The organism is Enhygromyxa salina (assembly GCF_000737335.2).
Classification (GTDB): domain Bacteria; phylum Myxococcota_A; class Polyangia; order Nannocystales; family Nannocystaceae; genus Plesiocystis; species Plesiocystis salina_C.
The window spans coordinates 1-22515 of sequence record NZ_JMCC02000030.1 but is presented as its reverse complement, the minus strand read 5'-3'; the positions used below and the strand labels follow the sequence as shown (position 1 = coordinate 22515).

Genomic DNA, 22515 nt, shown 5'->3' with positions numbered 1-22515 from the left:
AGCGGTTGACGAGAAACTCGTCAGCGCTGGCGAGTTTCTCGTCAACGCTGGGCGAGACCCCACGAATTGCGGCTGAGTTGGCGTGGCACACCGCGTGCACATGGCCCGTGCACGCACCGCGAGCCTCGATACCCGAATGGCTCGTAGTGGTCCGGAGAAGCCATGAAACTCAGTTCCGCAATTTCCCTCAGCCCCGTCCTCGTCCTCTTGCTCAGCGGCTGCGCTGACTCCGCGAATGTCGGTGATGACGGCACCGACGAGACCGACAGCACCGAGACAGGTGAGCAGGACCCGCCCTCTGACACGGACACCGACGCCGGCGGCCCGGTGTGTGGCGATGGCCTGGTCGAGGCCGACGAAGCCTGCGAGCCCGGCGATGACACCGGCCTGTGCACGCCCGACTGCCAGCTCAACGTCTGCGGCGATGGCCACGTGTTCGCCGATGACTTTGAAGCGTGTGACGACGGCAACGACCTCGACGACGACGCCTGCACGACCGCGTGCGAGCCCAACGTCTGCGGTGACGGCATCATCTTCTACGGCGTCGAGGGCTGCGATGACGGCAACGACGTCGCTGGCGACGGTTGCTCGAACACCTGCACGCCCGAGCAAGTGACCCAGATCGTCGCCGGAGCCACGCACACCTGCGCGCTGCTGCATACGGGCGCGGTGCGGTGCTGGGGCGAGAACACATTTGGGATGCTGGGCTACGGCCACACCGATACGATTGGAGACGATGAGCACCCGGCCGCCGCCGGCGACATTGACATGGGCGGCATCGCGGTTCAGCTCAGCGCCGGCTATTATCACACTTGCGCGCTGCTCGACACCGGGGCCGTGCGCTGCTGGGGCAGCAATATTGTTGGACAGCTCGGGATTCCGGGCCAGCAGGACGTGGGTGACGATGAGGTCCCTTCGTCGGTCAGCGAGGTCGACATTGGTGGCAAGGTCGTTCAGATCACCTCGGGCGACGCCCACAACTGTGCACTGCTGGACACCGGAAAGGTGCGGTGCTGGGGCCTCAACCATCGCGGCCAGCTTGGCTATGGCAACACCCTCGACATTGGCGACGATGAGAACCCCTCGCTCGCGGGTGACGTGAACTTGGGCCTCCACGCCGCCGTTGCGCTGTCCGCCGGGGCCTACTCGACCTGCGCGGTGCTCGACAACGGCGCGGTCCGCTGCTGGGGCAGCGGCAACAACGGAATCTTGGGCTACGGCAACCTCGAGCACATCGGCGACGACGAGACCCCATCGACGGCTGGCAACGTGGACGTGGGGGGCAAGGCAACCCAAGTCTCGATTCACCTGCTCCACACCTGCGCGCGACTGGACACGGGCGAGGTCCGCTGCTGGGGCCTGGGAACGCTCTCGGGCCACCCCTGGGCTAAATACACGATCGGCGACGACGAGCCGCCGACCGCGGTGGGGACGGTCGACCTTGGCGTTGGCGTGGTCGATGTCAGCACGGGTCAGTTTCACACCTGCGTGGTGCTAGATGGCGGCGGCGTGCGCTGCTGGGGGTCCGCAGACCAAGGGCAACTTGGCTACGGGAGCGACGAGTTTATCGGCGACGACGAAGGTCCCACTTCCGTGGGGTTGGTCGAGCTCGGCGGGTCGGTCACCTCGCTGGTGACGGGCGATGCTCATAGTTGTGCGTTGGTGCTGGACGGCAGCGTGCGCTGCTGGGGCAGCAACGAGTACGGGCAGCTTGGGCTTGGGCATACGCAGAATATTGGCGACGACGAGCTGCCCACCAGCGCCGATCCCATTCGGGTGTACTGAGCTTCTTTAGACCCCCCCGGGCGGCTTCGCACTGCGCGGTCGCTCGCTTCGCTCGTTCCCAGTGGGCCATTTGTTCGCGGTGGTATGATTGGCCCCCTAGAAGGGGGCTCTGCTGCTCGGGGGCGGGCGGTGTCGTGGGGGGCTTCGCACTACGCGGGTCGTTCGGTAGCTGCGGGGAGCGATCGCTGCTAACGGTGCAGTAGGCTGGCTACCGGCAATGCTGGAATGCAGCATCAGTGATCGGCTGCGACCCGCAATCCATTCGCGTGTGCCCTGCATCGGAAGTGTCATGATGTCCTGGTGGCGGTCGTCGTGTGCAGCCACAGTAGGGGGTAGATCATGGAGAAATCAAACAAGCGCAATTCTGCCCACATTGGCGTCATTGCCGTTTTGCTGGGTAGCGCCCTGGCGTGCGCTGTCGATGGGGCTGCCCCAGCCGGCGATCGGCAGATGGCTTTTGAGCTGCGAACTCCTGGCGAAATGGGCGCTGAAGGCTCTCATTACATCGAAGGGGATCGGATTGGAGTTCCGCCATTGGCGGATGTGGTGCCTTTTGATATTCGAGACAGCTGTGTGACGGAGGAAACGGGCTGGGATGGGGTCAGGCACTCCTGTGACAAACTCATTTCCTACACGGCGCCTCCCGGGCGCTACATCATTCCGAGTTCCGTTCATACCGTAAAACACGACGGTCGCGGGTCTGAGCATCACTGTGGTACGCCACAGATCACATTCTCGTCATCGTCTGGCGGGTTCCCAATTCCGACGACGGTTTCTACTGTAATTCACGCCCGAGGACCCAAGGGGCACTTCGCGGGTACTGGCAGGGTGGAGTGCAGCCTGGTGGGTAGCACTGAAATTGTGCCGTTCTAGGCCTGAATCGAGCGCTGCGCGCTCGATTCGGCCCACCATTCCTTCAAGAGGGCTATCAAAAGCCCCTCGCTTCGGCGGCAGCGTGGCTGGTCATGCGCTTGCTCCGAGGCCACAGACCGCGATCACCCAGTGGTGCCCATTGGCGGCTCGGTGCAGTCGTCGAGGCAACCATCATCGTTGTTCTGGTTGCCGTCGTCGCACTCTTCTTCGCCGTCCCACACGATCTGGTCACCGCAGAACGCGTCCAAGCACATGTTGGTGCAGGCGTCGGTGTTGCTGCCGTTGCCGTCGTCGCACTCTTCGTCGTCTGCGTGGGTGTAGCCGTCGCCACACTCCGCGGGCACGCACGCGCCAACGCAGTCGTCGGTGTTGAGCAGGTTACCGTCGTCGCACAGCTCCACGCCGGCCCAGATCACCCCGTCGCCGCAGGTGGCGTTGGTGCAGTTGTTGGTGCAGGCGTCGGTGTCGATGTTGTTGTTGTCGTCGCACTGCTCCATGCCGTTCCACACGAATCCGTCGCCGCAGGCGGCGAGGTCACAGGCGTTGGTGCAGGCGTCGTTGTTGTTGTTGTTGTCGTCGTCGCACTCTTCCCAGCCGGCGCGGGTGAAGCCGTCACCGCACACTGCGTTGTGGCAGGTGTTGATGCAGGCGTCGGTGTTGTTCTGGTTGCCGTCGTCGCACTGCTCGTTGCCGGCCCACAAGATCCCGTCGCCGCACACGGCGGTGGTGCACATGTTGGTGCACATGTCGCCGTTGTCGCCGTCGCCGTCGTCACACTCCTCGCCCGGCTGGGTGAAGCCATCGCCGCAGGTCGCGTTGGTGCAGGCGTTGGTGCAGGTGTCGTTGTTGTCCTGGTTGCCGTCGTCGCACTCTTCGTTGGGGTCGTTGACGCCGTCGCCACAGGTGGCGGACTTGCACTCGTTGGTGCAGTCGTCGTCGTTGACTTGGTTGCCGTCGTCGCAGCCCTCACCCGGGCCCAAGAACCCGTCGCCACACGCCGCGGCCACGCAGCCCGCCACGCAGGTGTCGGTGTTGTCGTTGTTGGCGTCGTCGCACTCTTCCTCGCCAACCCACACGACCCCGTCGCCGCAGCTGGCGCTGTCGCAGGTGCTCAGGCAGGCGTCGGAGTCGTCGGCGTTGGCGTCGTCGCAGTCTTCGTTGCCGGCCCACACGAAGCCGTCGCCGCACTTGGCGACCACGCAGGTGTCTAGGCAGACGTCGGTGTTGTCGGGGTTGGCGTCGTCGCACTCCTCGACGCCGTCGTAGACTTGACCGTCGCCGCAGATCGCTTCGGTGCAGGTGTTGAGGCAGGCGTCGTTGTTGCTCGAGTTGCCGTCGTCGCAGACCTCGCCCTCGTCGAGCACCCCGTTGCCGCAGCTGGCGAGCTTGCAGGCGTTGGTGCAGGTGTCGCCGTCGTCCGAGTTGCCGTCGTCGCAGCCCTCGCCGGGGCCCACGAAGCCGTCGCCGCAGGTCGCGAGCTTGCAGCCTTCGACGCAGGTGTCGGCGTTGGAGCTGTTGCCGTCGTCGCACTCCTCGTTGGGATCGGTGATCCCGTCGCCGCAGGTGCCCTCGCCCCCGCCGCTGCACACCCCGTCCTCGCAGGTCAGGCCAGCGTCACAGACACCGGCGTCGCAGGGACAGCCGGCGGCCCCGTCAACGCACCCGGCGTCGGTCTCGGCCTCGGTGCCGCCCGACGCGGACTCGATGATGATCGGGCCACAGCTGCCGAGCAGCAGGGCGAACCCAAGCACGAACGGCGCTCGCGCCGTGGACTTGGTGATCGCCGTGAAAGCGTGAATCGGACGCAAAGCCATGCTCGAACGGTATCACCCGGCGCGGGCGGAATGAAGCCGCGATCCGGGCCGGGGATCCGCCCGCGCGTGGGTTGCCCAGGCGGTCGGGTTGGGGGCGACGCGCTACTTCTCTTCGAGCGGCGCCTGGGCCTGGATCTCGCTGGCCATGAACTCGGCGAGAGCGAAGACCGCGGCGATCTCCTCGGCGTCGGCCTCGGGCGGCGGATCGAAGATCAGCTCGCCCACGCGACCCGACGGATTCCCCTGGCCGTGGGTGAACCCAGCCGCGTACGCACCGAGCAGCTGGTTGGCGCTGATGCTCTGGTGATGCAAGAGCGCGGGCGCGTTCGATGGCGAGAAGTCGCCGCTCCAGGCCGTGACGACGGCGTCCTCGACGGTCAACCCGCCAAACGCACAGGTCTGGATCTGGCTCAGGGCGGTGGCCGCCGAGGCCGTCGAGCTGATCCCGCAAGCAGCGTGGAGGCTGCTGAAGCTGGGGCTGCGGAATCGGATCGACTCGAGGGCGATGTCCTTGTACCAGGAGCCGTTGGGCGCGACCGACAGCGGCGGTGTCCAGTCGCCCGAGAAGAACACGGGGCTGTGCCAGTAGTGCATCACGATCGCGGCGAAGGCGAGGCCGGTCAGGGGGTCGTCGATGTCGGCGCTCATCCACGTGCCAACGGGATCGTAGGGCGCCCCCCAGATGTCGGTGAAGTAGTTGGCCTCGTGGTAGTCGAGGGTCTGCTCGGCCCCGAGCAGCGGGATGAAGTTGCCGCCCGCGTAAGACGCGATGACGTCGACCGAGCCGACGTTGGCGTCGATGAACGACTTCCACAGCGCGGCGTAGCGCGACCAGCCCCCGACCACGAGGGAGCTCTGCTGGTTGTAGTTGGCCCCGGGGGCGCTCATCGAGTAGCCAAACACGAAGGCCGACTTGGGCGGCGGCAGCGGCCTTGGCTGCTGAAGCAGGGTCATGCGCTCGGACGAGACCCCGATCGTGCCGTTGGGTCGGATCGTGATCACGGTGTTGGGCTCGAGCGTGACCTCGGGCGCCTCGCCGAGCGTGAACTCGCCCTCGATGATCGGCGCGCGCCAGTCGAGCGCGGCGGCGGTCGTATAGACGATGTCGTGATCGGCCTCGGCGAGGGGCTCGATCACGAGCAGCTCGCCTTGGACGGCGACCGTGGCGAAGCCACCGTTCGGAAACGCCTCGATCAGCTCCGGGGCCTGCTGCGCCGCGAGCTCGGCCGTCAGCGCCACGCCAAGACACGACGCATACTCGACGCCATGCAGCTGCTCGCACAGGATCGACGGCGAGCCCTTGGTCGTGACGGGCGCCTCGTCGCCAACGCTGTACGCGGCCCAGTGCACCGCGTTGACCAGGGCGCCGTAGGTGTCCGAGATCACGAGGCCTTCATCGCTCTCGGTGCACGAGTAGCGGTTCTTGGCCACGGTGCACTGGCTCGACGTGAGCTCGGCGCAGCGGTCGTTCCAGTAGTCGTAGCAGGAGTTGACCTCGGGGAAGGCGACGTCCTCGTGGATGTCCCAGCTGTCAGAGACGACGACGGAGCGAAAGCTGGCGGGGCTCGAGTCGTCGAGCTCGTCGAGGCCACAGCCGGCGAGGGTCGAGATCGAGAGCAGGGTGACGGTGAGTAGCGAGATGGGTTTGAACATGCTGTCGCAGCCTTTCGGGCTCGAACTCCCCGTTTGTGACGCGCGGCGCGGATCTGACGGCGCTCGCCAAAAAAATGGTGACGTCGTCGAGCGAGCCGTGGCTTGCCCCACGCTTGATCAGCGCCCGGATGCCCGCACGGACAGCGCGAGGGTCTCGGCCAGCTGCGCGACGAACACTCGCTCGTCGTCGTCGGTGATCTCTTGCGCGAAGTGGTTCATCAGCGTGTAGATCGCGGCGACCACGAACGCGAGCTCGATCGGGTCGATCGGATCGAGCGCGCGGGTCGGGGCCAAGAGCCGCGCGACCAGCGGGTGCTGGGTGTTCACCGCGATGCCCGACATGCGGATCTTGGCGATCGCGTCGTCGCCGGTGTCGAGCAGCTCGAGGTGGGCGAGGCGAAGCTGATCCAGCACATCACCATGGCGTGCGCGCGCCCACTGTAGCTGCTCGTAGAGCGCGGCCAGCAAGCGCTCGCTGGGGGTGTGAGGCTCGGTGGTGGGTGGTGGCGCGGGGTCGGCTGCGGGAGCCGTGGTCTCGCTTGCGGGCGTTGGTGCGGGCGTTGGCGCGGGCTTGGGGGGCGGCGCTGCGACGGTCGCCGGCTCTTGGCGCGCAGCGTTGCGCAGGGTTGGCGGGACCTGAGTTCGCAGCAGCTCGCGCAGGCTGTCAACGTGCTTGCCGAGCCCGCCGAGCCCATCGGTCTGCCCGCGCTCGAAGCAGACACTTGCCCACGACAGATACTCCAGGGCCCGCTCGCGGTCTTTGGCTGACAATCGCTTCGTCTCGAGCTGCTTGGCGAGCTCGACGTACATGATCACGATCTGGCGCGCGAGGCTGATGCTCTGGCGACCGTCGAGTTGGACCTCGCCGGGGCTGGAGTCGAGCCCGTCGCCGTTGACGACGCCTGCGCACGGCAACGCGTGAACCAACGCCATCCGCTGCAGCTCGCGTCCGTTGCGGGCGAACACCAGCTGCGGCGGCTCGGCGTCTGGTGCGAGTGGGGCGAAGTCGCGGGGGATCCACAGCTGGCAGTCGAGCCCGCCCGCGACCTGGGCCTTGCGCTCGACCAGCGCGATGTCGTCGAGCTCGGGGGCCTCGAGCTTGGGCGCGTTGGCGAGCTCTTTCATCGACGCGAGCTCGGCCGCCCAGTCATCGTCGAAGCGCTCGGCGTTGGCGTGCGCCTCGATGCAGGCGGCCTCGTCTTCGTCCACGACCAGGATCACCCGCGCGTCGAGCTCTTGCTTGGGCACCTGCGGCCGCAGCTTGACCAGCAGTCCGAGCGGGCGCTTGCGGGACTTGGCGATCAGCGTGGCGAGGTCGTGGTGGACGCCCCACAGATCCCGAAACCCAGGGACCTGGCTGGCCGCCACGAACGCCTTCTCGCGGACTTTTCGGCGATTTTCGTCGGTGTCGCTGCGAAGGTGAGCGACGAGCACCGGCCACGCAGCGCGCCGGAACGGCTGCGGTTGATCGTCGAGGGTGCTGCACAGATCCAGCACCAAAGACGGCACGTTGCGGCGGATCTGACGGAGCAGGTTGCGGTAGCGCTTGCTCTCGAGCTCGGGGTCGCCCTTGGCGTTCAACGGGATCGACTCGTCGATCACGACCGCGTCGACTGGCAGCGCGAAGTCGTAGCTGTGGTCGTTCAGCTCGTGGACGAGGCGGCCCGCGACGCCAAGCCGCAGGTGCAGGCTGCCAACGGTTCGGGTCCGCGAGATGCCGATCTCGCCGTGGCGGCGGTCACCGTGGAGATCGCGGATCACCAGCATCTTCGCCGGGTCGAGCTTGGCCTCGGTCATTCGCGGGCGACCCTGAAGCTGCTTGGAGATCTGTTGGTGGCTGAGCCGCTGCGCGCCGTCAACCACCTCCAGGTCGCGGGCGCCCAGGAGCTTGCGCAGATCACCAACTTCGTCCGGGTCGAGCTTGACGATCTCGGGGTCGCGCACGGCGGCCCAGCTGGTGTCGCGCTCGACGATCTCGACCGCACCATGCTCGGCGTGGATTCGCTCGATCCTGAGCAAGCTGATCACGCTGCCCGACACGGTGTCGAACATGTTGAGCGATCGGATCGCGTCGACGCGCGACTCGCCGTCTTGGGGTTGACCGGGGGCGACCTCGTTGGCCGCCGCCCGCACCAGCACCCGGGCCAGCCACCGCCGGACCGAGGCGACCTCGCTCTCGTAGTTGCGGACAACCAGCGTGAACAACCGGCGCGCGGCGGAGCGCAAGCTCGCAACCACGGTGCGCCAGTGCTCGTCCTCGACGACGGTCTCCCACAGCTCGTCCGCGCGCAGCTTGGGGGACTCGACGACGGCGAGCAGCGGACCCCAACCCAGCTTGAGCTGCATGTCGCAGACGAAGCGCCCGTCCCGATACACGGCCACGCTCGTGGTCGCCAGCGCGGTGTCGTGCAGCTGCTGCAGCTCGTGGCCGAGTGGGCCGAACGCCGGGACGATGAAGCCTTCGACCTCGCCGTCGAGCTCGACCAGCCAGCCACCAAGGCGGGCGCCCGCGGGCGCGAGTCGCCGCTCGATCTGTGCGCGGGTGGTTGCGAGCGTTACCTGCGGCTGATCGAAGTGCCGCAGCTCGCGGAGCATCGGCTCGTGGTCGACCAGCTGGTAGCTGTCGGGACCAAACAGCGCGCGGATGATCTTGCGATCCCCAGGTCCGAGCAGCAGCACCTCGGGCGCGGTCAGGCGCGGGTCCTGGGGCCGGCCGGGCAGGTAGCGAATGTGCCCATGCACGCGGTGGTGTGCGGCGACGTCAGCCAGCGACAGGCGGGGGCCGTCGAGTTGCTCGAACAAGGGGCACTGCGCGAGCGGATCGTGAGCGTCGCGTGGACCCAGCTGATCCGCGTGGAGCTTGGGCAGCAGCTTGACGTAGTGGCCGGGCGCGACGTCGGCTCCAGCCTTGCTGAGCAGCGAAGCCTGGGTTGGTTGATCGAGCAGCGCGACCAACCACCGCTTGACCAGGCCGCGCGCGTTGGCTTCGTTGGGGTGACCTGCGGCGTGCTCGAGCATGCGCGCGAACGGTTCACGCAGCGCGCTCAGGCCGTGGAGTAGCGCGAGCACGAAGGTCCCATCGCGGATCGCGTCTTGATAGTCGTCGGTTGGCTCGAACTCGGCGTCGAGCACCAGCCACAGATTGGGGATGTCGAGCTCGAGCTCGAGCCGGCCGAGCAGGCAGCTGCGCTTGTAGAGCAGGACCTGGGTCGGGTGCTCGAGCTCCGGGTCGATCAGCGTGTGGGTGTCGACGCCGACTTCGCCGCGGACATGCGGCGTGGCGATCGGGCCCTGAACCAGGAACGGAACGTGGGTCGGGAGCACCGGGTCCCCCTTGCGCTCGCGCCACGCCTTGCGACCGCGGGCGCGCAGCTGTTCGCGGGCGAGCAGCGAGTCGGCCTCGATCAGATCAGCCCCCAGCGAAACGCCCAGACGGCGGGCCTCAACCCGCTCGAGCAGCGGGACGGGGTCCCCCTCGGGCGTGAGCTCGGCGTACACGCGGCTGGCGTAGCGTGGGGTCTTGCCGGCTTGGACCAGCTCGATCAGCTCGCGCAAGCTCACCTGTCGCGCGGTGCCGCGGCAGTCGGGCCAGGTCACATCAGATGTCAGCGCGTTCGCCTGCGGGTCGTCGCGCAGCTGAGCGGGGGTCGAGTGCTCGATCAGCTGGGTCTGGATCAACGCGGCGATCTGCCGGGCGGTCGCCGGCGTGGCCTCGTCCTTGGCGATCGTCCACAGCTTCCAGCGCGCGCGGCCGACCGCCTCGGTGATGCGTGAGAGCGCCTCATCGTCGACGATCTTGGCCTGCGACACGTCTTTGCGCAGGCGCTCGCCGTCAACGACGATGCGGAGGTTGGTGCCGCCGTTGAGCAGCTCGCGCGAGTCGATCCACACGCCGTCCTTGACCAGGTCCAGCCGGGCGTAGCTGCTGTCTTGACTTGCGACGTGCATGACCCCGGAGAACTCGGGGCCGTGAAATTGCAGCGAGCTGTGGCCCAAAGCCTGGCTGGCCAGCCCTTTGCTGATGCGCGCGCCGTCTAAAAAAATTGGCACGTCCGCGTAGCCGCAGCGCTCGCGCAGGTAGGTCTGTTCGGCCAGCCGCCCGCCGAGGTTCAAGAAGAAGTCCAACATCAAGCGCGGGCGAACCCGCTGCTTGACGTGGAGCTCGGTGCTGCGCAGCTCGGTGTCCTTGACGATGATCTCGTCGGCCTGGCCAGGGCGCATGCGCAGCTCGAGCTTACCGCTGCGCAGGTGGATGAACTTGGGGTTCATGCCGATCGCGGCGTTGAGCGCCAGCGCGAGCTGCCGGACGCCACGCAGCTCGCGGGTGTCGCCGGTTGCGAACAGCGAGCCGTACAGATCGTCGATCTCGGCTTCCGTGAAGGGCGTGCCGCCAAACCGCAGGCGCATGTCGTCGGCGTCGATCTGAAACTCGATCTTTTCTGCCCCGCGCAGCACGGCGGCCTGGACCAGCTCGAGCACGTAGCGGCGCGCGTCGACGAGCTGGAACTTTTGTAGCTTGGCGCGGGCCTGCTCGCGGTCGAGGGTGAACTGGCCCTCGGAGTCGACGGCCCCGTCCGCGCGCAGGTCGTTCATCAAGGCGTCGAGCATGTCGCTTGATTTGGCCATTGTGATCAATTGCCTTCAGCTCGGGCGAGGGCTTCTCGCCCGCTCGCGGACGCCTTCTGAGATTGGTTGACCGTGGGCAGCGAACTCCTTCGCTGGGCCCGCGCCTGGGCGGCGGCGCTCGCTAGCTGGTTGTCGCGCGTGGGCAGGGAGACCTCGTCCTGCGGCGCGTCGTTGAGGCGCAGATAGAACAGCTTGAGCAGCAGGTAGGCGGCGAACTCCGGCTCGGTCGCGGCCAGCTCGATGAGGTGCCCAATCGTGGGGTGATCGGCGTTGAGCACGACGACGCGCTTCGAGCCAAACCACCCGCTCGAGAGTTGGCCGATCTCGCTGACTTCGGTGAGCTCCCCAAGCTTGGCCTGGGTGATCGCAACGTGGTTGGCGACCGGCGACCCGGGGTACGCGAGCCGGCCAAGCTCGATGCTGGACAGCTTGACGCCCTGCTGGGCCAGCAGCGCCAGCGCGGCGTCGTGCAGGGGTTGCCAGCAGCCGCGCTCGAAGCTCGTGGCGGGCAGGGCGGTGCACAGCGAAGCGACCGGCGTGGGCGAGCGGCCACCCACGTGGGCGAGCACCTGCGTGAGCGCGCTGTTGGGCCCGACCAGCAGCACGGTGTCGCCACGGGCGATCAACATCTCCGTCACCGGTGAGGCCTGCGCGCTGGTCCAGCACCGCTTGATCTGCTTGCGGGCCTGCGTCAGTGAGATCGCCGTGCGGCCCCCACCAGCGGTCAGGGCCGGGACCAGCTTGGCCTCGAACACCCGCGACGGCGGCTTGGCCTCGCCCTCGAGCACGCCCAGCAAGCGCTTGCGCAAGAACGCAACCTCCGGGTCCTCGCGGCCCTCGCTGGCGGCGAGCTCCAGCGCAGTGACCAGCGCTTCGACCAGGGCGGTGCTTGCCAGCCGACCGACGATGTTCATGGCCTTGGCGAAGTTGTCGTCGCGGATCACGTTGTCGCGCGTGAGCGTGTGCTCGAGGTAGCGCGAGTCGATCTTGAACGCGACGTGGGGCAGCAGCAGGTCGTGCTCTTCGTGAAGCGTGAGGCCGCCGTGGTAGTAGCCGCGCAGCGCCGCGGCCTGTTCGACATAGCCAAGCATCAGCGTGGTGCCGTCTTGCTCGTGGTGGATCACGCAGCGGGCGTCGAGCTGCATCGGGCGTGACACCAGCGCGTCGTCGCAGCGGATCTCGACGCGGGCGTGCTTGCACCAATACTCGAGCACGGACCGGGCGCGGGCGCGGGCGTCGTCCGCTTGCTCGGGGGTCGCGCGCTTGTAGATGCGGATCGTCGTGCCCTCGGTTGGCTGGTCGAGCACGATCCGTTGAAAGCTGCGATCTTTGCGAAACAGCACCCGCCAATATTCGCCGGCGCGCCCGGTGTCGACGCAGACCAGATCGGGCTGGATCGCGAACACCGAGACAAACCCAATCCCGAATCGACCGATCTTGGTGTAGTCGCCGTCCTTGGCCGAGGAAAACAGCCGCGTGAGCCGGGTGTCGATGATATGGCGATCCATGCCGTCACCCGCGTCGATGATCTCGACGGTCATCAGGCCCAGCGGATCATTGCTACCCTGCTCAGGCGGCTGATGGTCAATGCGGACGTCGATCTCGGGGCTGCCGGCGTCGAGCGCGTTTTGGATCAGCTCGCGCAAGAACGACCACGGATCCGAGAACTGGTGGACGAGGGTCTCGAGCGCCTCGCCCACGTCGACGGGATCGTTGCTCATCGGCGCCGATGGTAGCCGATCGCGCGTCCGCGTGGCCATGGTGTATGCTGCGTCGATGTCCATCGCCCCCGGCGGCCCGCACCTGCAAGTCCGCGTTGCCACCCGAGCTTCCAAGTGACCGTGTCGATCAAATTTCGATGGGCGCAGGTCTGTACATTGTCCACGGTCGCGCTGTTTGGCTGCGACCGCGAGATCGAGGTCGAGGATCCCGAGCCGGTGCCAGCCGCGATCGCGTGTGAGGGCGCCGACGCGATCACGCAGATCTGGACCCCGACCCGGCGGGCGGACCTGGACACCGCCCTGCAGCAGCAGCCTGGTGAGTGGCCGCAGCAGCTGTTGGCGATCCTCGACGCCCGGGTGGGCAGCAACGCCCAGGTGTGGCGCCGCAACTACCTACGGGCGTGTGAACAGGGTGAGCGCAAGGCTCAGCGGTGCCTCGACATGCAGGCGTGGGAGCTCGATGCGATCGTCGAGCTGGCGACGACGCACCCCGAGCACGCCGCGAGCATGTGGGCAGAGATCGACGCGGTGTTGCGTGACGCCGACGCTTGCGACGCCCGCCAAGAACCCAGCTTTGACGCGCCTTCGCTGAGCCCGCGCGTGGGTCGGGAGTGGGCCTCGCTGCGGCTGTTGCTCAACGCTTCGGACTACGTCGCCGTTGACAACACGGTTCGCGCGCTCGAGGGTGACGAGACAGTCGGGCAGACCCCCGCCTACGCCCTGCCGATCACCGCGAGCAAGGTGGTCGTCGCGTTGTCCAAGGGTGACGCGGACCAGGCCAACGCCGCGCTGGGCCAAGCCGAGGCCCTGGCCGCCAGCTTGGGCCCGCGGGCGCAGATGACCGTGGCCCAGGCCCAGGCGTTCGCGGCCTCGAGCCGCGGCGACGTGCCGGCCGCGATGGTGGCCCTGGACCAGTCCGTGGCGGCGGCGCGGGCCCAGGAAGATCCATGGTTGCTGTTCTTGCAGCTGCGCAACATCGGCCGGGTCAAAGTCCAACTTGGCGACGGCGCGGGTGCGATCGAGCCCCTCGCAGAGGCCATCTCGCTCTCCACCCGGCTCGCGGGCGCAGAGAACCCCCACACCGCCGAGGTCCAGATCAGCCTCGCGCAGGCCCAGCTCGGGCTCGATCGGGTCGAGACCGGCTACGATCTGCTGACCCAGGCCCGCGACAGCTTCGTCAATACGCTGGGGCCGGATCACCCGCAGACAGTTGCCAGCGTAGAGGCAATCGGCCAATTGTTCATGGCCGCCGGCCGGCCCGGCGAGGCTCAATACGCGTACTTGGATCTGCTCGAGATCTACGGCGATCTGTACGGGCCCAAGGATTGGCACACGGCCATGGTCAAGCTCGCGCTTGGCGACAGCCTGATGGCGATGGAGCAGCACGAAGGGGCGCGCACCATGTACATGGAGGCCCTGGTGCCGCTCGTGCAGTCGCTTGGGGCGGATCACCGGGCGGCGATCCAGACCTCGATTCACCTGGGCATCGCCGAGCTCGCCCTGGGGAATTTGGACGCGGCGGGGGACCACTGCCGACGGAGCGTGGATCTGGTCAAGGCCCTGGCGCCGGGGGATCCGTTGATCGCCGAGGCGAAGGCGTGCGCGGAGCAATTGGGGGCGGCGAAGCCGTCCAAGCCCAAGCGACCGCGGTAGCACGGCGTGCTGGCGGACAGCGACCGATCCTGATAGTCACGCAAGCGCGGATGCGAAACGTCAGCGCAGCCCTGCTCGCCCTTGGTCTCGGACTCGTGCCCGGCTGTCGCAGCGATGACGCGCCGACGCGGCAGGTCGCTGATCGCGGCGCGGCCGAAGCCCAGGACACCGTGGCCGCGCCCACGCCCGGCCACACGCTGCGCGCCGCCGGGGTCGAGCTCACGGTGCCGCTGAGCTGGAACGTCGTTGACGCGGGCGATCCCAACTTCGCGCTGGCGTGGGGGCCGACCAAGGATCCCTCGCATGTGTCGCTGTGCACGATCGAGCAGCGTCGTCAGGGCGCGGGTCCGTTGCCGCCCGGGGTCGAGCCCAGCCCAAGCGCGGCGGCTGGCGCCACGGATTACTCGCACGGGCCCGTGCGCGGGCGCCTGCGCGAGCTGCCTGGACCGACCCCCAGCGCGGTCGTGTTGGTCCACTGCCGGGCGCATCGCCAGACGGGCCAGTGGGGGGCGATCGAGGCGGCGTTTGGCTCGCTGAAGATCCCCCAGACTCCGGCCGCCCTGCCGGACTTGGTGAGCCAGTCGGACCCGTCAGATCAGGGGATCGCCGAGCTGTGTGTTGCCACGCCTGCGCGCCAGACCATCGTGTGCGCGCGCCGGGCCAACGGCGCGGTGTACTGCGGTCCCAGCACGGGCGAGGTCCTGACCCGCGTCGAGGGGCTTCCGCCGGCCGTGCAGCTGAGCTGCGAACGCATGCGTAGCTGCAGCCGCGACGCCGAGGGGCAGGTCAGCTGTTGGCGGCCGGGGTTCAGCGCGAGCGATGCCGGTCAGGCGCCGTCGGTGTTGAGCATGGGTGCGCCCGCGCGGGACATCGCGGCGGGCTCGATCGTCGATGCCCGCGGACGCCTGCTGGTGCGGCGACAGAAGGTCGACGGCTCGACGACCGACGCGCTGGTCGAGCTGCTGCCCTTGGGTGAGGCTGGCTACGCGCTGACCGACGTCGAGCGGGTGCTCGCGGACAGCGATGAGGATCATGGCTGCGTGCTGCGACGGGTCGAGGATCAATCGCAGCTGTGGTGCTGGGATCACGCACAGACGCTCGGGCTTGGGCTTGACGAGCCGGGTCACCCGCAGCGCGTTCAGGCGCCCACCACCGCGAGCGCGCTCGCGGTCATCGGCGGTCGCGTGTGCGTGGGTACCAGCGGTGAGTGGACCTGCCTCGACGGCGACGAGCACTTGGCGTTCGATGGCTGCGAGCGGCGGGCCTGCGGCTGCTCGCTGGTCGGCGCGACCCGAATGTCCTGCGACACCGAGCCTCACGATCGCATCGACTCGCGCGTGTTTGGGCGGATCAGTGACGTCGTCGCGGCTGCTGGCGCGTGCGTGGCTCGGCTCGACGGCACGGTGGTCTGTCGCGGTCCCGCCCGCGCTCGCGCCAACGACGACGCGCGCGTGACCCAGGCCGTCGCGGGTGGGGTGCCTGGGGTCGCGCACGTGCTCGACTTGCGCGAGCGCGACCCCTGACCGCCACGCCCGCCCGCCTCAGTACCAGCTCTTCGAAGGGATCGAGTCGGCCGCGGGCACGCGGGGTTGATCAAACTCGATCCGAGCGGTGACGTCGTCGGCTCCGGGCCAGCTGCTGTCGCTGCGCTTGGCCAGGGTCTGGGTGCGCGCGGCTGCGCTGACAACGGGCGCGCTGGGCCGTGGCGCGGGCTTGGTCTCGGTCGCCGGCTCGACGATCGGATCGCCGTTGCCACCAAGCTGCAGGGCCAGGCGCAGCAAGCTCTCACGATTGCCGCTGTTGGTCTTGGCGAACACGTTGTGCATGTGCCACTTCACGGTCGCGCGGCTGATCTCGAGCGCGCGTCCGATCTGCTCGTTCGAGCGGCCCTCGAGCACGAGCTCGAGGATGTCTTGCTCGCGGTTGGTCAGCTTGTGGCGACGCGCGAGCCGGTTGACCGCCCACCGCAGGCGCTGCGGACCGTCGCCCTCGTCGAGCTGACGCAGGACGCTGTAACCAAGGGCCTCGAGCACGGCGGCGATGCGGCTGGCGTCGTCGTCACGGGTGACGCGAATGTGGACTTCAGTGGTTGTGGAAATGTCGGTGTTGATCACGATATTGGTCTCCGGGGGTGCGAGCTGCGGCGGCCCGTCGTTTGGTGGGTTCACCATGCGGCCGGAGGGGGCTGACCGTCAGGGACGCCAGTGCCACCGGCGGGTCTCCGACACGAACCGCGAGTCGGTGACGGCCGGCCGCTGGGATGGGCCCCAAACCCTCGAATTCGGGATGTTTCCAGCGAGGCGCGCGAATTGCCCGATCTGCGAACCGGGCGTCACCGCCCGTCACCGGAACCCGGCCGCGACGGGGGGGCCGTCACCCGGAGCCCAACGTCCCACCCGATCCGACGCTCAGGTTGGCCGCGCCGCCGGGCGACGGCGGCAAAGAAGCGGTCGACCGGGTCGTCCGGGGTGGGGGGATCGGGCGCTTGGCGGTTGGCTGGAGCTGCGAACGCGCACAGCCGGCCAGCGAAATTGCCGCAAGGCAGCCGAGCAGGAGATCTCGACGGGTGACGTCCAACGCTCGCCCGAGCTGAAAACAGCTCGCTGCCCTTGGTGAACCAGTCTGAGAAGGTGTCCGCAAGCGGGCGAGAAGCCCTCGCCCGAGCTGAAAACAGTTTTGCATGGTGGGTCCACGGTAGCCACGAGCGGCCGCTGGCGCCCTGTTTGGGGCCTGATGGATACCTGAGAAAACCCTGATGACGTGCTAGCTTCGCCGTCGAACCGACGGGCATGTTGGGTGAGTCCAAGCCAGACGACGCGGCGGGTACCTACTTCGAGGGCGCCGAGCCGAGCGCGGTCGCGCCGAGCACGGTCGGTCGGTATCGCTTGCTCGAGCAGATCGGCAAGGGCGGCATGGGCAGCGTGCACTCTGCGTTCGATCCGGAGATCGAGCGTCTCGTTGCGATCAAGTTGATCTATGCTGGCACCGGGCCGCAGGAGCGTCTGCGTCGCGAGGCCCAAGCGATCGCGCGGGTCTCACATCCGAACGTGATCAGCGTCTATGACGTGGGCGAGTTCGAGTTCGCGGGTTCGCCTGGGGTCTACATGGTCATGGAGCTGGTCGACGGTGTCGACCTGCGGGTGTGGCTGGGCCAGACCGATCGCGGCCTGGCAGAGGTCCTCGCGCTGTTCATTCAGGCCGGCCGCGCGCTGGAGGCCGCCCACCAGATGGGCGTGATCCACCGCGACTTCAAGCCCGCCAACGTGCTGGTCAGCAGCCGCGGTCAGGCGCTGGTGCTGGACTTTGGGCTTGCGCGCGGCGTTGGGATTGAGCGCGAGCCCGCTAGCGTTGACGACGCCGCGGACGTCACGGTCGACGACCAGCCAACCGAGGTCATCCTGGCGATTGAGAGCGCGAGCGCGAGCGCGAGCGCGAGCGCGAGCGCGAGCGACAGCCTGCTCACCCACACCCGCGAGCCCAAGCCAAGCGCCTCCGGGAGCTTGCGCAGCAGCATGACGATTCCCCTGACCAGCCACGGCACGATCATGGGGACGCCGCGCTACATGTCGCCGGAGCAACACCTCACCAACGCCGTCGACGCGCGCAGTGATCAGTACAGCTTTTGTCTGTCGCTGTACGTCGAGCTCTACGGCAAGCTCCCGTTCGACGAGTCCGACAAGAAGGAGCTCGCCCGCATGAAGCTCGTGGGGATCCGCGAGTGGAGCTCGCCCACGGTGCCACCCCACATCCAGGCGGCGCTGCGTCGCGGTCTGGACCCGGACCCTGATCGACGCTGGCCCGACATGGGGCAGTTGGTGCAGGCGCTCGCCGATGATCCGGCTGGGCGGCGTAGGCGTCGGCTGCTCGCGGGGGTCGGCGCGCTCTCGGTGGCGGCGGTGGTCGGCGGTGGCCTGCTCTGGGATCAGCAGCGCCTTGCGGGCTGCAACGATCAGCGCGCGTGGCTCGACGGCGCGTGGAGCCCGTCGCAGCGCGGCGCTGTCGAGCAGGCGTTTGCGGCCGTCGATCAACCCTACGCTGGAAAGGCCCTCGAGCAGGTCGTGGGCGAGTTAAATCGCTACGCGCAGACGCTGAGCTCGGCTCGCGCGGGGCTGTGCGTCGACACCCACCGCGATCGGATCGAGCCAAGCGTGGCCGCGGCTCGGCGCGCGTGTCTCGACGATCGCCACGCGCGGCTGAACGCCGTGGCCACGCGCTTCGCCAACGCTGACGAGGCCTTGGTCGAGCACGCCGCCGACGTGTTCACGGCCCTGCCCGCGATCGAAGCATGCGCCAAGCTCGAGCGCTACGCCCCCGTGGTCGACAGCGATCCAGAAGAGCGCCGGGCGATCGAGGCCGAGCTGTTCGAGGTCGAGCTGATCGCCGCCGCTGGCCAGCAGGCGGAGGCGCTCGCACGATTTGACCCGCTGCTCGAGCGCGCCCGCAGCCTCGATGACCCCCACACCCTGGCCCTGACCTTGGTTCGCGGCGGCGAGCTGTACGGCAGCGCGCGGGACCTCGAGCGCGCCGAAGCGCTGCTCGCCGAGTCGGCGATGCTCGCCGAGCGCCACGGCGATCACGACGTTGCGATCGATGCCTTGAGCAGCCTGGCCCACACCCTCGAGGACATGCGCGGGCGCTGGGACGACGCCCAGCGGACCCTGGATTTCGCGGTCGCCAAGTACCAGCGCGAGCCCGGCGGGACCGTGGGCGAGTGGCGGCTGCACTACGTGCAAGCGGGCATCCACAACCAAGAAGATCGGCTCGAAGAGGCGATCGCCGAGCACCGACTCGCGGTTCAGGCCGCGCGCAGTGGCCAGCCGCCGATGGTCCTCGCCAAGGCGCTGCACGGTCTCGCGTTCACCGAGGCCCACGCGGGCGAGCTCGAGTCAGCGCAGGCCCACGCCCGCGAGTCGATCGATCTGCGGATCAGCGTGTATGGGCCCGAACATCCCAGCTTGATGTATCCGCTGCGTGCCTTGGCTCGGATCGCGCTCGACGGCGGCCAGCATGACGAGGCGCTCGAGCACCTCGATCGCGCGATCGCGCTGGGCGAGCGGCAGCACGGTCGCGACGCGCTGGGTCTGGTCGAGCCTCACTCCGAGAAAGCCAAGGTCATGCGCCAGCTTGGGCGCTACGAAGACGCGCTCGCAGAGTACGAAGAGGGGCTGCGCCTGCGTCGGGTCAACGGCGACCTCACCAGCGAGCTGCTGCGCCTGCAGTCGCAGGTGTTGCTGCGTCTCGCACGACCGGAGGAAGCGCTGGCGCGCGCGGAGCAGGCCCTCGCGGCGCACCGCGAGGAGCTTGGCGCCGACGAAAAAGTGCCGTGGCTGCGCGCGCGCTTCGTGATGCATCACGGCGAGGCGTTGCTGGGGCTGGGCCGCCACGAACAAGCGCTGAGCGACTTCCTGCGGGCCGCCGCGCTGCGGGCCAGCGAGAAGTCCGACTCGCTGCTGGTGCGGATCTGGACGGGCGAGGGCGAGTGTCGTCTGGCGCTTGGCGACCGGGCGGGCGCAGCGGATGCGTTCGAGCGCGCGCGAGCCCATCGCGAGGCGGGCAACGAGGATGGGCCACGCAGCAGCGCGCAGTTGGACTTTGGCCTGGCCAAGACCGCCGCCAACGCTGACAGCCGGCGTCGCTGGGCGGCCGCGGCGATCGCTGGGTTCGAGTCAGCGGGCGGAGATGATGATCTCGCTCAGGCAGTTCGCGCGTGGTTACAGTCGAGCGAACAGGACGCGGGCTGACGACGGTTGCTCGCCACGCCGGCCAATGCGCTATGGTGGGCGCGCTCTTCTTTCGTCGGAGTCGCCGTGAACGATCTCGCAACTCGTCTCAGCTCGATTGCCCTTCCAGCTGTCATTGGACTGACCGCCGCGCTCGCGCTGCCCCAAGCCGCGCAGGCTCGCAAGAACAACAAGCCCGTGCGCAAGGGCGGCCAGGCCGAGGTCATGGTCGGCGCGTCGGCGTGCATCCCGGGCAAGGGCGAGTGCACCGCAGACGGCCTGGGCGAGACGGCGCCCTCGGTCGGGATGGCGTTCGACGTTGGCTGGCGCGCACACAAGGCCTTCTTCGTGGGTGCGGGCTACAGCGTGGGGTGGTTCAACCCGACCTGGCAAGACGTGGGTCAGCAAGAGTTTCGCAGCGCGCATCAACAGGGGGTGTTCGGGATCCTCAGGGCGTACATTCCGATCTGGCGGCTCGACATTGGCTTCGAGCTGGCGCCGGGCTGGTCGCGTCAGGCCTTCGTCGCGGCCGGCGGCGGCAGCCGAACCTACTCACAAGGGTTCGCGCTGCGGCCGGGGTTGTCGCTGGATATCTGGCTTGGCAGGCACGTGTTCGTGGGCGCGAAGGTCGACTTCACGTTCAACTTTCATGGCGAGGTGTGCGAGAAGACCAAGGCGGAGCGGGTGTGTACGATCGAGCGCGAGCTCCGGCAGTCGCGGGTGCACCAATTGATTGGTGGTGTCCATGTTGGGGGTAGCTTTTAGACCGCGCGCCGAACCAGCTCAGCAGGTACACGCAGATCGCGGCAGGCTGACCGCCGAAGAGCTGGTCATGCGCTGTGAGACCGCTACTATCCTCGACTGATGCGCCGGGTCTTCGCCTCCCTTCTCTTCCTCGTCATGATCATGCCCGCGTGCAGCGGCTCGAAGCTCAGCTCCGAGGAGCCGGCAGCGGCGGACTCGCCCGCGTCGCCGTCGGCCAAAGTCACGCTCACGGGCGCAGACACGGGGACCTCGACGGCAGCCAAGGTTGGCGATCAGCTCGAGGTTCAGCTCGAGAGCCCCGGCGGCGTCGCGCCCGAATACGGGATGTCGTGGGCCGACAAGCCCGTGGTCGACGGCGCCGCGCTTCGCTTGGTTCGCAGTGAGGTCGAGCCGCCGCCCGAACACATCGACGGTGGTTCAACCGCATACCGCTATCACTTCGAGGCGGTCGCGCCTGGCAAGGCAACGATTCGGATCGACGCCGTCAACCCGGGAGAACAAGCCGAGCAAGGACCGTGGACGGTGACCGTGGACGTCAGCGAGTGAGTCCAGACGCGAGCGGGGTCGCAGTTCTGCGACTCGCCGCCCGCAACGCCGCTTGTCCTTCGCGCAAAGGCCAGCGATCCTTCGCAGATGCGACTGCACCCCCCGGCGACCCTGTTGTGCGCGACGGCCCTGCTCACGCTGACGGCGTGTCCCTCCGCGCCCAAGGGCGAGCCCGCGAAGACCGATCCAACCGCGGAGCAAGCCCCCGCCGAGCAGCCCGAGGTCGCGGCGAAACCCGAAGATACCAAGCAGCCTGAGCCAACCGACAAGCCCGAGGTCGTCGAGCCCGACCCCGCGCCCGCGCCCGCGCCCGGCTCGTGGGCAAGCTTGGTCGCGCCCGCGCCCGCGCTGAGCAAGGCCCCCGCCGACAGCGTGCTCGCCGAGGTCCGCGCCCACGCCAAGCCCGTCGCGCTCGTCAGCAGCGAGGCTGGCCTGAAGTTGGTCTCGCTCGCGGGCATGAACAAAGTGTTGGTCCCCGGCCCAGTCGACAAGGCCATGTACGACCCGCGCTCCGGCATCGTGTTGATGATCCGCGACACCTCGTTGCTCGCGATCGACCTCGCGGCGCCCGTCCCAGCGGGCCAGCTGCCCAAGGTCACCATGCTGTCGTCCAAGGCCACCAGCGAGGCCGAGCTGCTGCTGGTCTACCCCGATCGCCACGCGGTGGTCAGCCAGTCTGACCCGGGCGCGATGTACCTGCGCGTGGAGTTCAGCGCGACCCCCTCGCTGGCCCTGCAGTCCCCCATGTACCCGCCCGAGGACGAAGCGGCCGCACCCGCGCCGCTTGGGCTGCTCGACAGCGCGTGGTTTAGCAGCCGGGTCGATCGCCACGCCTGGCCGGCGCCCACGCCTGGCTCGGGGGCGATCGAATTCCCCTACATGCCCGACGACGGCAAAGCGCTCAATCCCGCGTTCGAGGATCGCTGCGCGAGCTATCACTGCGGCGCGAGCTTGCCGCTCGGGGTCGGCGGCTATGAGCTGGTCGTCGTTGGCGACGAGCAAGGCGACTTCACCCACGTGATGAGCGTGGTCCACGACGTCGCGGGTGATCGCTGGATCGGCATGGAAGAGTGGCTCAACGACGGCGCGTGGGTACCCACGGCCGAGCTCCCGGCCCAGCTCGACACGCTCGCGCAAGAGCACGCGCCGCGGTTTGACGCGTCGGGCGAGGTGTTCACGCCCTACACGCGGGACAAGCAGCTATGTACGGCACAGGGCGCGTGCACGCCGGTCGACGGTGAGGTCGTCGACTTCATCGCGGGCGGCGTCGAGCTTGGCGCGGTCTACTTTGGCGCGCCCTAGACTTAGCGAGGCTCGCGCCTCAGACCGACGAGGCGAGTAGGTCGCGTCGGCCGCCGG

Annotated in this window: 12 protein-coding genes; 7 read left to right on the top strand and 5 right to left on the bottom strand. The window is 68.2% G+C overall.

What is annotated here, in order from left to right; all coding sequences use genetic code 11:
- The first annotated feature begins 162 nt into the window (after positions 1 to 162).
- Positions 163 to 1785 carry an RCC1 domain-containing protein gene (locus tag DB30_RS13190; protein WP_146658674.1) on the top strand — a complete coding sequence of 541 codons (1623 nt, stop codon included), beginning with the start codon at positions 163 to 165 and terminating at the stop codon, positions 1783 to 1785.
- A gap of 995 nt (positions 1786 to 2780) precedes the next feature.
- Here DB30_RS13190 and DB30_RS13185 read toward each other — a convergent pair.
- From DB30_RS13185 to DB30_RS13170, 4 genes are all read right to left on the bottom strand, one after another.
- Positions 2781 to 4472 carry a DUF4215 domain-containing protein gene (locus tag DB30_RS13185; protein WP_052548775.1) on the bottom strand — a complete coding sequence of 564 codons (1692 nt, stop codon included), beginning with the start codon at positions 4470 to 4472 and terminating at the stop codon, positions 2781 to 2783.
- A gap of 102 nt (positions 4473 to 4574) precedes the next feature.
- Positions 4575 to 6125 (bottom strand): hypothetical protein, encoded by a 1551-nt coding sequence (locus DB30_RS13180; RefSeq protein WP_052548774.1) that lies wholly within the window; start codon positions 6123 to 6125, stop codon positions 4575 to 4577.
- 117 nt (positions 6126 to 6242) lie between these two features.
- Positions 6243 to 10751 carry a hypothetical protein gene (locus DB30_RS41390; protein WP_052548773.1) on the bottom strand — a complete coding sequence of 1503 codons (4509 nt, stop codon included), beginning with the start codon at positions 10749 to 10751 and terminating at the stop codon, positions 6243 to 6245.
- Positions 10752 to 10756: 5 nt separating this feature from the next.
- Positions 10757 to 12472, bottom strand: coding sequence for an ATP-binding protein (locus DB30_RS13170; RefSeq protein WP_165703742.1), 1716 nt, complete (start codon positions 12470 to 12472; stop codon positions 10757 to 10759).
- 120 nt (positions 12473 to 12592) lie between these two features.
- On the opposite strand from DB30_RS13170, the gene DB30_RS13165 reads away from it, so the two are divergent.
- A complete protein-coding gene (locus tag DB30_RS13165) occupies positions 12593 to 14125 on the top strand; it encodes a tetratricopeptide repeat protein (protein ID WP_146658672.1) in 1533 nt (510 codons plus the stop codon).
- A 50-nt stretch (positions 14126 to 14175) separates the two neighbouring features.
- Positions 14176 to 15648, top strand: a complete 1473-nt coding sequence (locus tag DB30_RS13160; RefSeq protein WP_052548770.1) for an RCC1 domain-containing protein — start codon at positions 14176 to 14178, stop codon at positions 15646 to 15648.
- An 18-nt stretch (positions 15649 to 15666) separates the two neighbouring features.
- On the opposite strand, the gene DB30_RS13155 is transcribed toward DB30_RS13160, so the two are convergent.
- Positions 15667 to 16296: a helix-turn-helix domain-containing protein gene (locus DB30_RS13155; protein WP_052548769.1), complete on the bottom strand. Its 630-nt coding sequence runs from the start codon at positions 16294 to 16296 to the stop codon at positions 15667 to 15669.
- Positions 16297 to 16914: 618 nt separating this feature from the next.
- Between DB30_RS13155 and DB30_RS13150 the strand changes: the two genes are divergently transcribed.
- From DB30_RS13150 to DB30_RS13135, 4 genes are all read left to right on the top strand, one after another.
- Positions 16915 to 19866, top strand: a complete 2952-nt coding sequence (locus DB30_RS13150; protein WP_052548768.1) for a serine/threonine-protein kinase — start codon at positions 16915 to 16917, stop codon at positions 19864 to 19866.
- Positions 19867 to 19932: 66 nt separating this feature from the next.
- Positions 19933 to 20610: a hypothetical protein gene (locus DB30_RS13145; protein ID WP_052548767.1), complete on the top strand. Its 678-nt coding sequence runs from the start codon at positions 19933 to 19935 to the stop codon at positions 20608 to 20610.
- A 99-nt stretch (positions 20611 to 20709) separates the two neighbouring features.
- On the top strand, positions 20710 to 21156 hold the full coding sequence (locus tag DB30_RS13140; protein ID WP_052548766.1) for a protease inhibitor I42 family protein: 447 nt from the start codon (positions 20710 to 20712) through the stop codon (positions 21154 to 21156).
- An 87-nt stretch (positions 21157 to 21243) separates the two neighbouring features.
- Positions 21244 to 22458: a hypothetical protein gene (locus tag DB30_RS13135; protein ID WP_052548765.1), complete on the top strand. Its 1215-nt coding sequence runs from the start codon at positions 21244 to 21246 to the stop codon at positions 22456 to 22458.
- Positions 22459 to 22515 lie beyond the last annotated feature (57 nt).

Excerpts from the sequence above, each read along its gene's own strand:
- DB30_RS13190 (WP_146658674.1), top strand. The coding sequence starts at position 163 with ATGAAACTCAGTTCCGCAATTTCCCTCAGCCCCGTCCTCGTCCTCTTG.
- DB30_RS13180 (WP_052548774.1), bottom strand. The coding sequence starts at position 6,125 with ATGTTCAAACCCATCTCGCTACTCACCGTCACCCTGCTCTCGATCTCG.
- DB30_RS13150 (WP_052548768.1), top strand. The coding sequence starts at position 16,915 with ATGTTGGGTGAGTCCAAGCCAGACGACGCGGCGGGTACCTACTTCGAG.
- DB30_RS13135 (WP_052548765.1), top strand. The coding sequence starts at position 21,244 with ATGCGACTGCACCCCCCGGCGACCCTGTTGTGCGCGACGGCCCTGCTC.
- DB30_RS13185 (WP_052548775.1), bottom strand. The coding sequence starts at position 4,472 with ATGGCTTTGCGTCCGATTCACGCTTTCACGGCGATCACCAAGTCCACG.
- DB30_RS41390 (WP_052548773.1), bottom strand. The coding sequence starts at position 10,751 with ATGGCCAAATCAAGCGACATGCTCGACGCCTTGATGAACGACCTGCGC.
- DB30_RS13170 (WP_165703742.1), bottom strand. The coding sequence starts at position 12,472 with ATGAGCAACGATCCCGTCGACGTGGGCGAGGCGCTCGAGACCCTCGTC.
- DB30_RS13140 (WP_052548766.1), top strand. The coding sequence starts at position 20,710 with ATGCGCCGGGTCTTCGCCTCCCTTCTCTTCCTCGTCATGATCATGCCC.
- DB30_RS13155 (WP_052548769.1), bottom strand. The coding sequence starts at position 16,296 with ATGGTGAACCCACCAAACGACGGGCCGCCGCAGCTCGCACCCCCGGAG.
- DB30_RS13160 (WP_052548770.1), top strand. The coding sequence starts at position 14,176 with ATGCGAAACGTCAGCGCAGCCCTGCTCGCCCTTGGTCTCGGACTCGTG.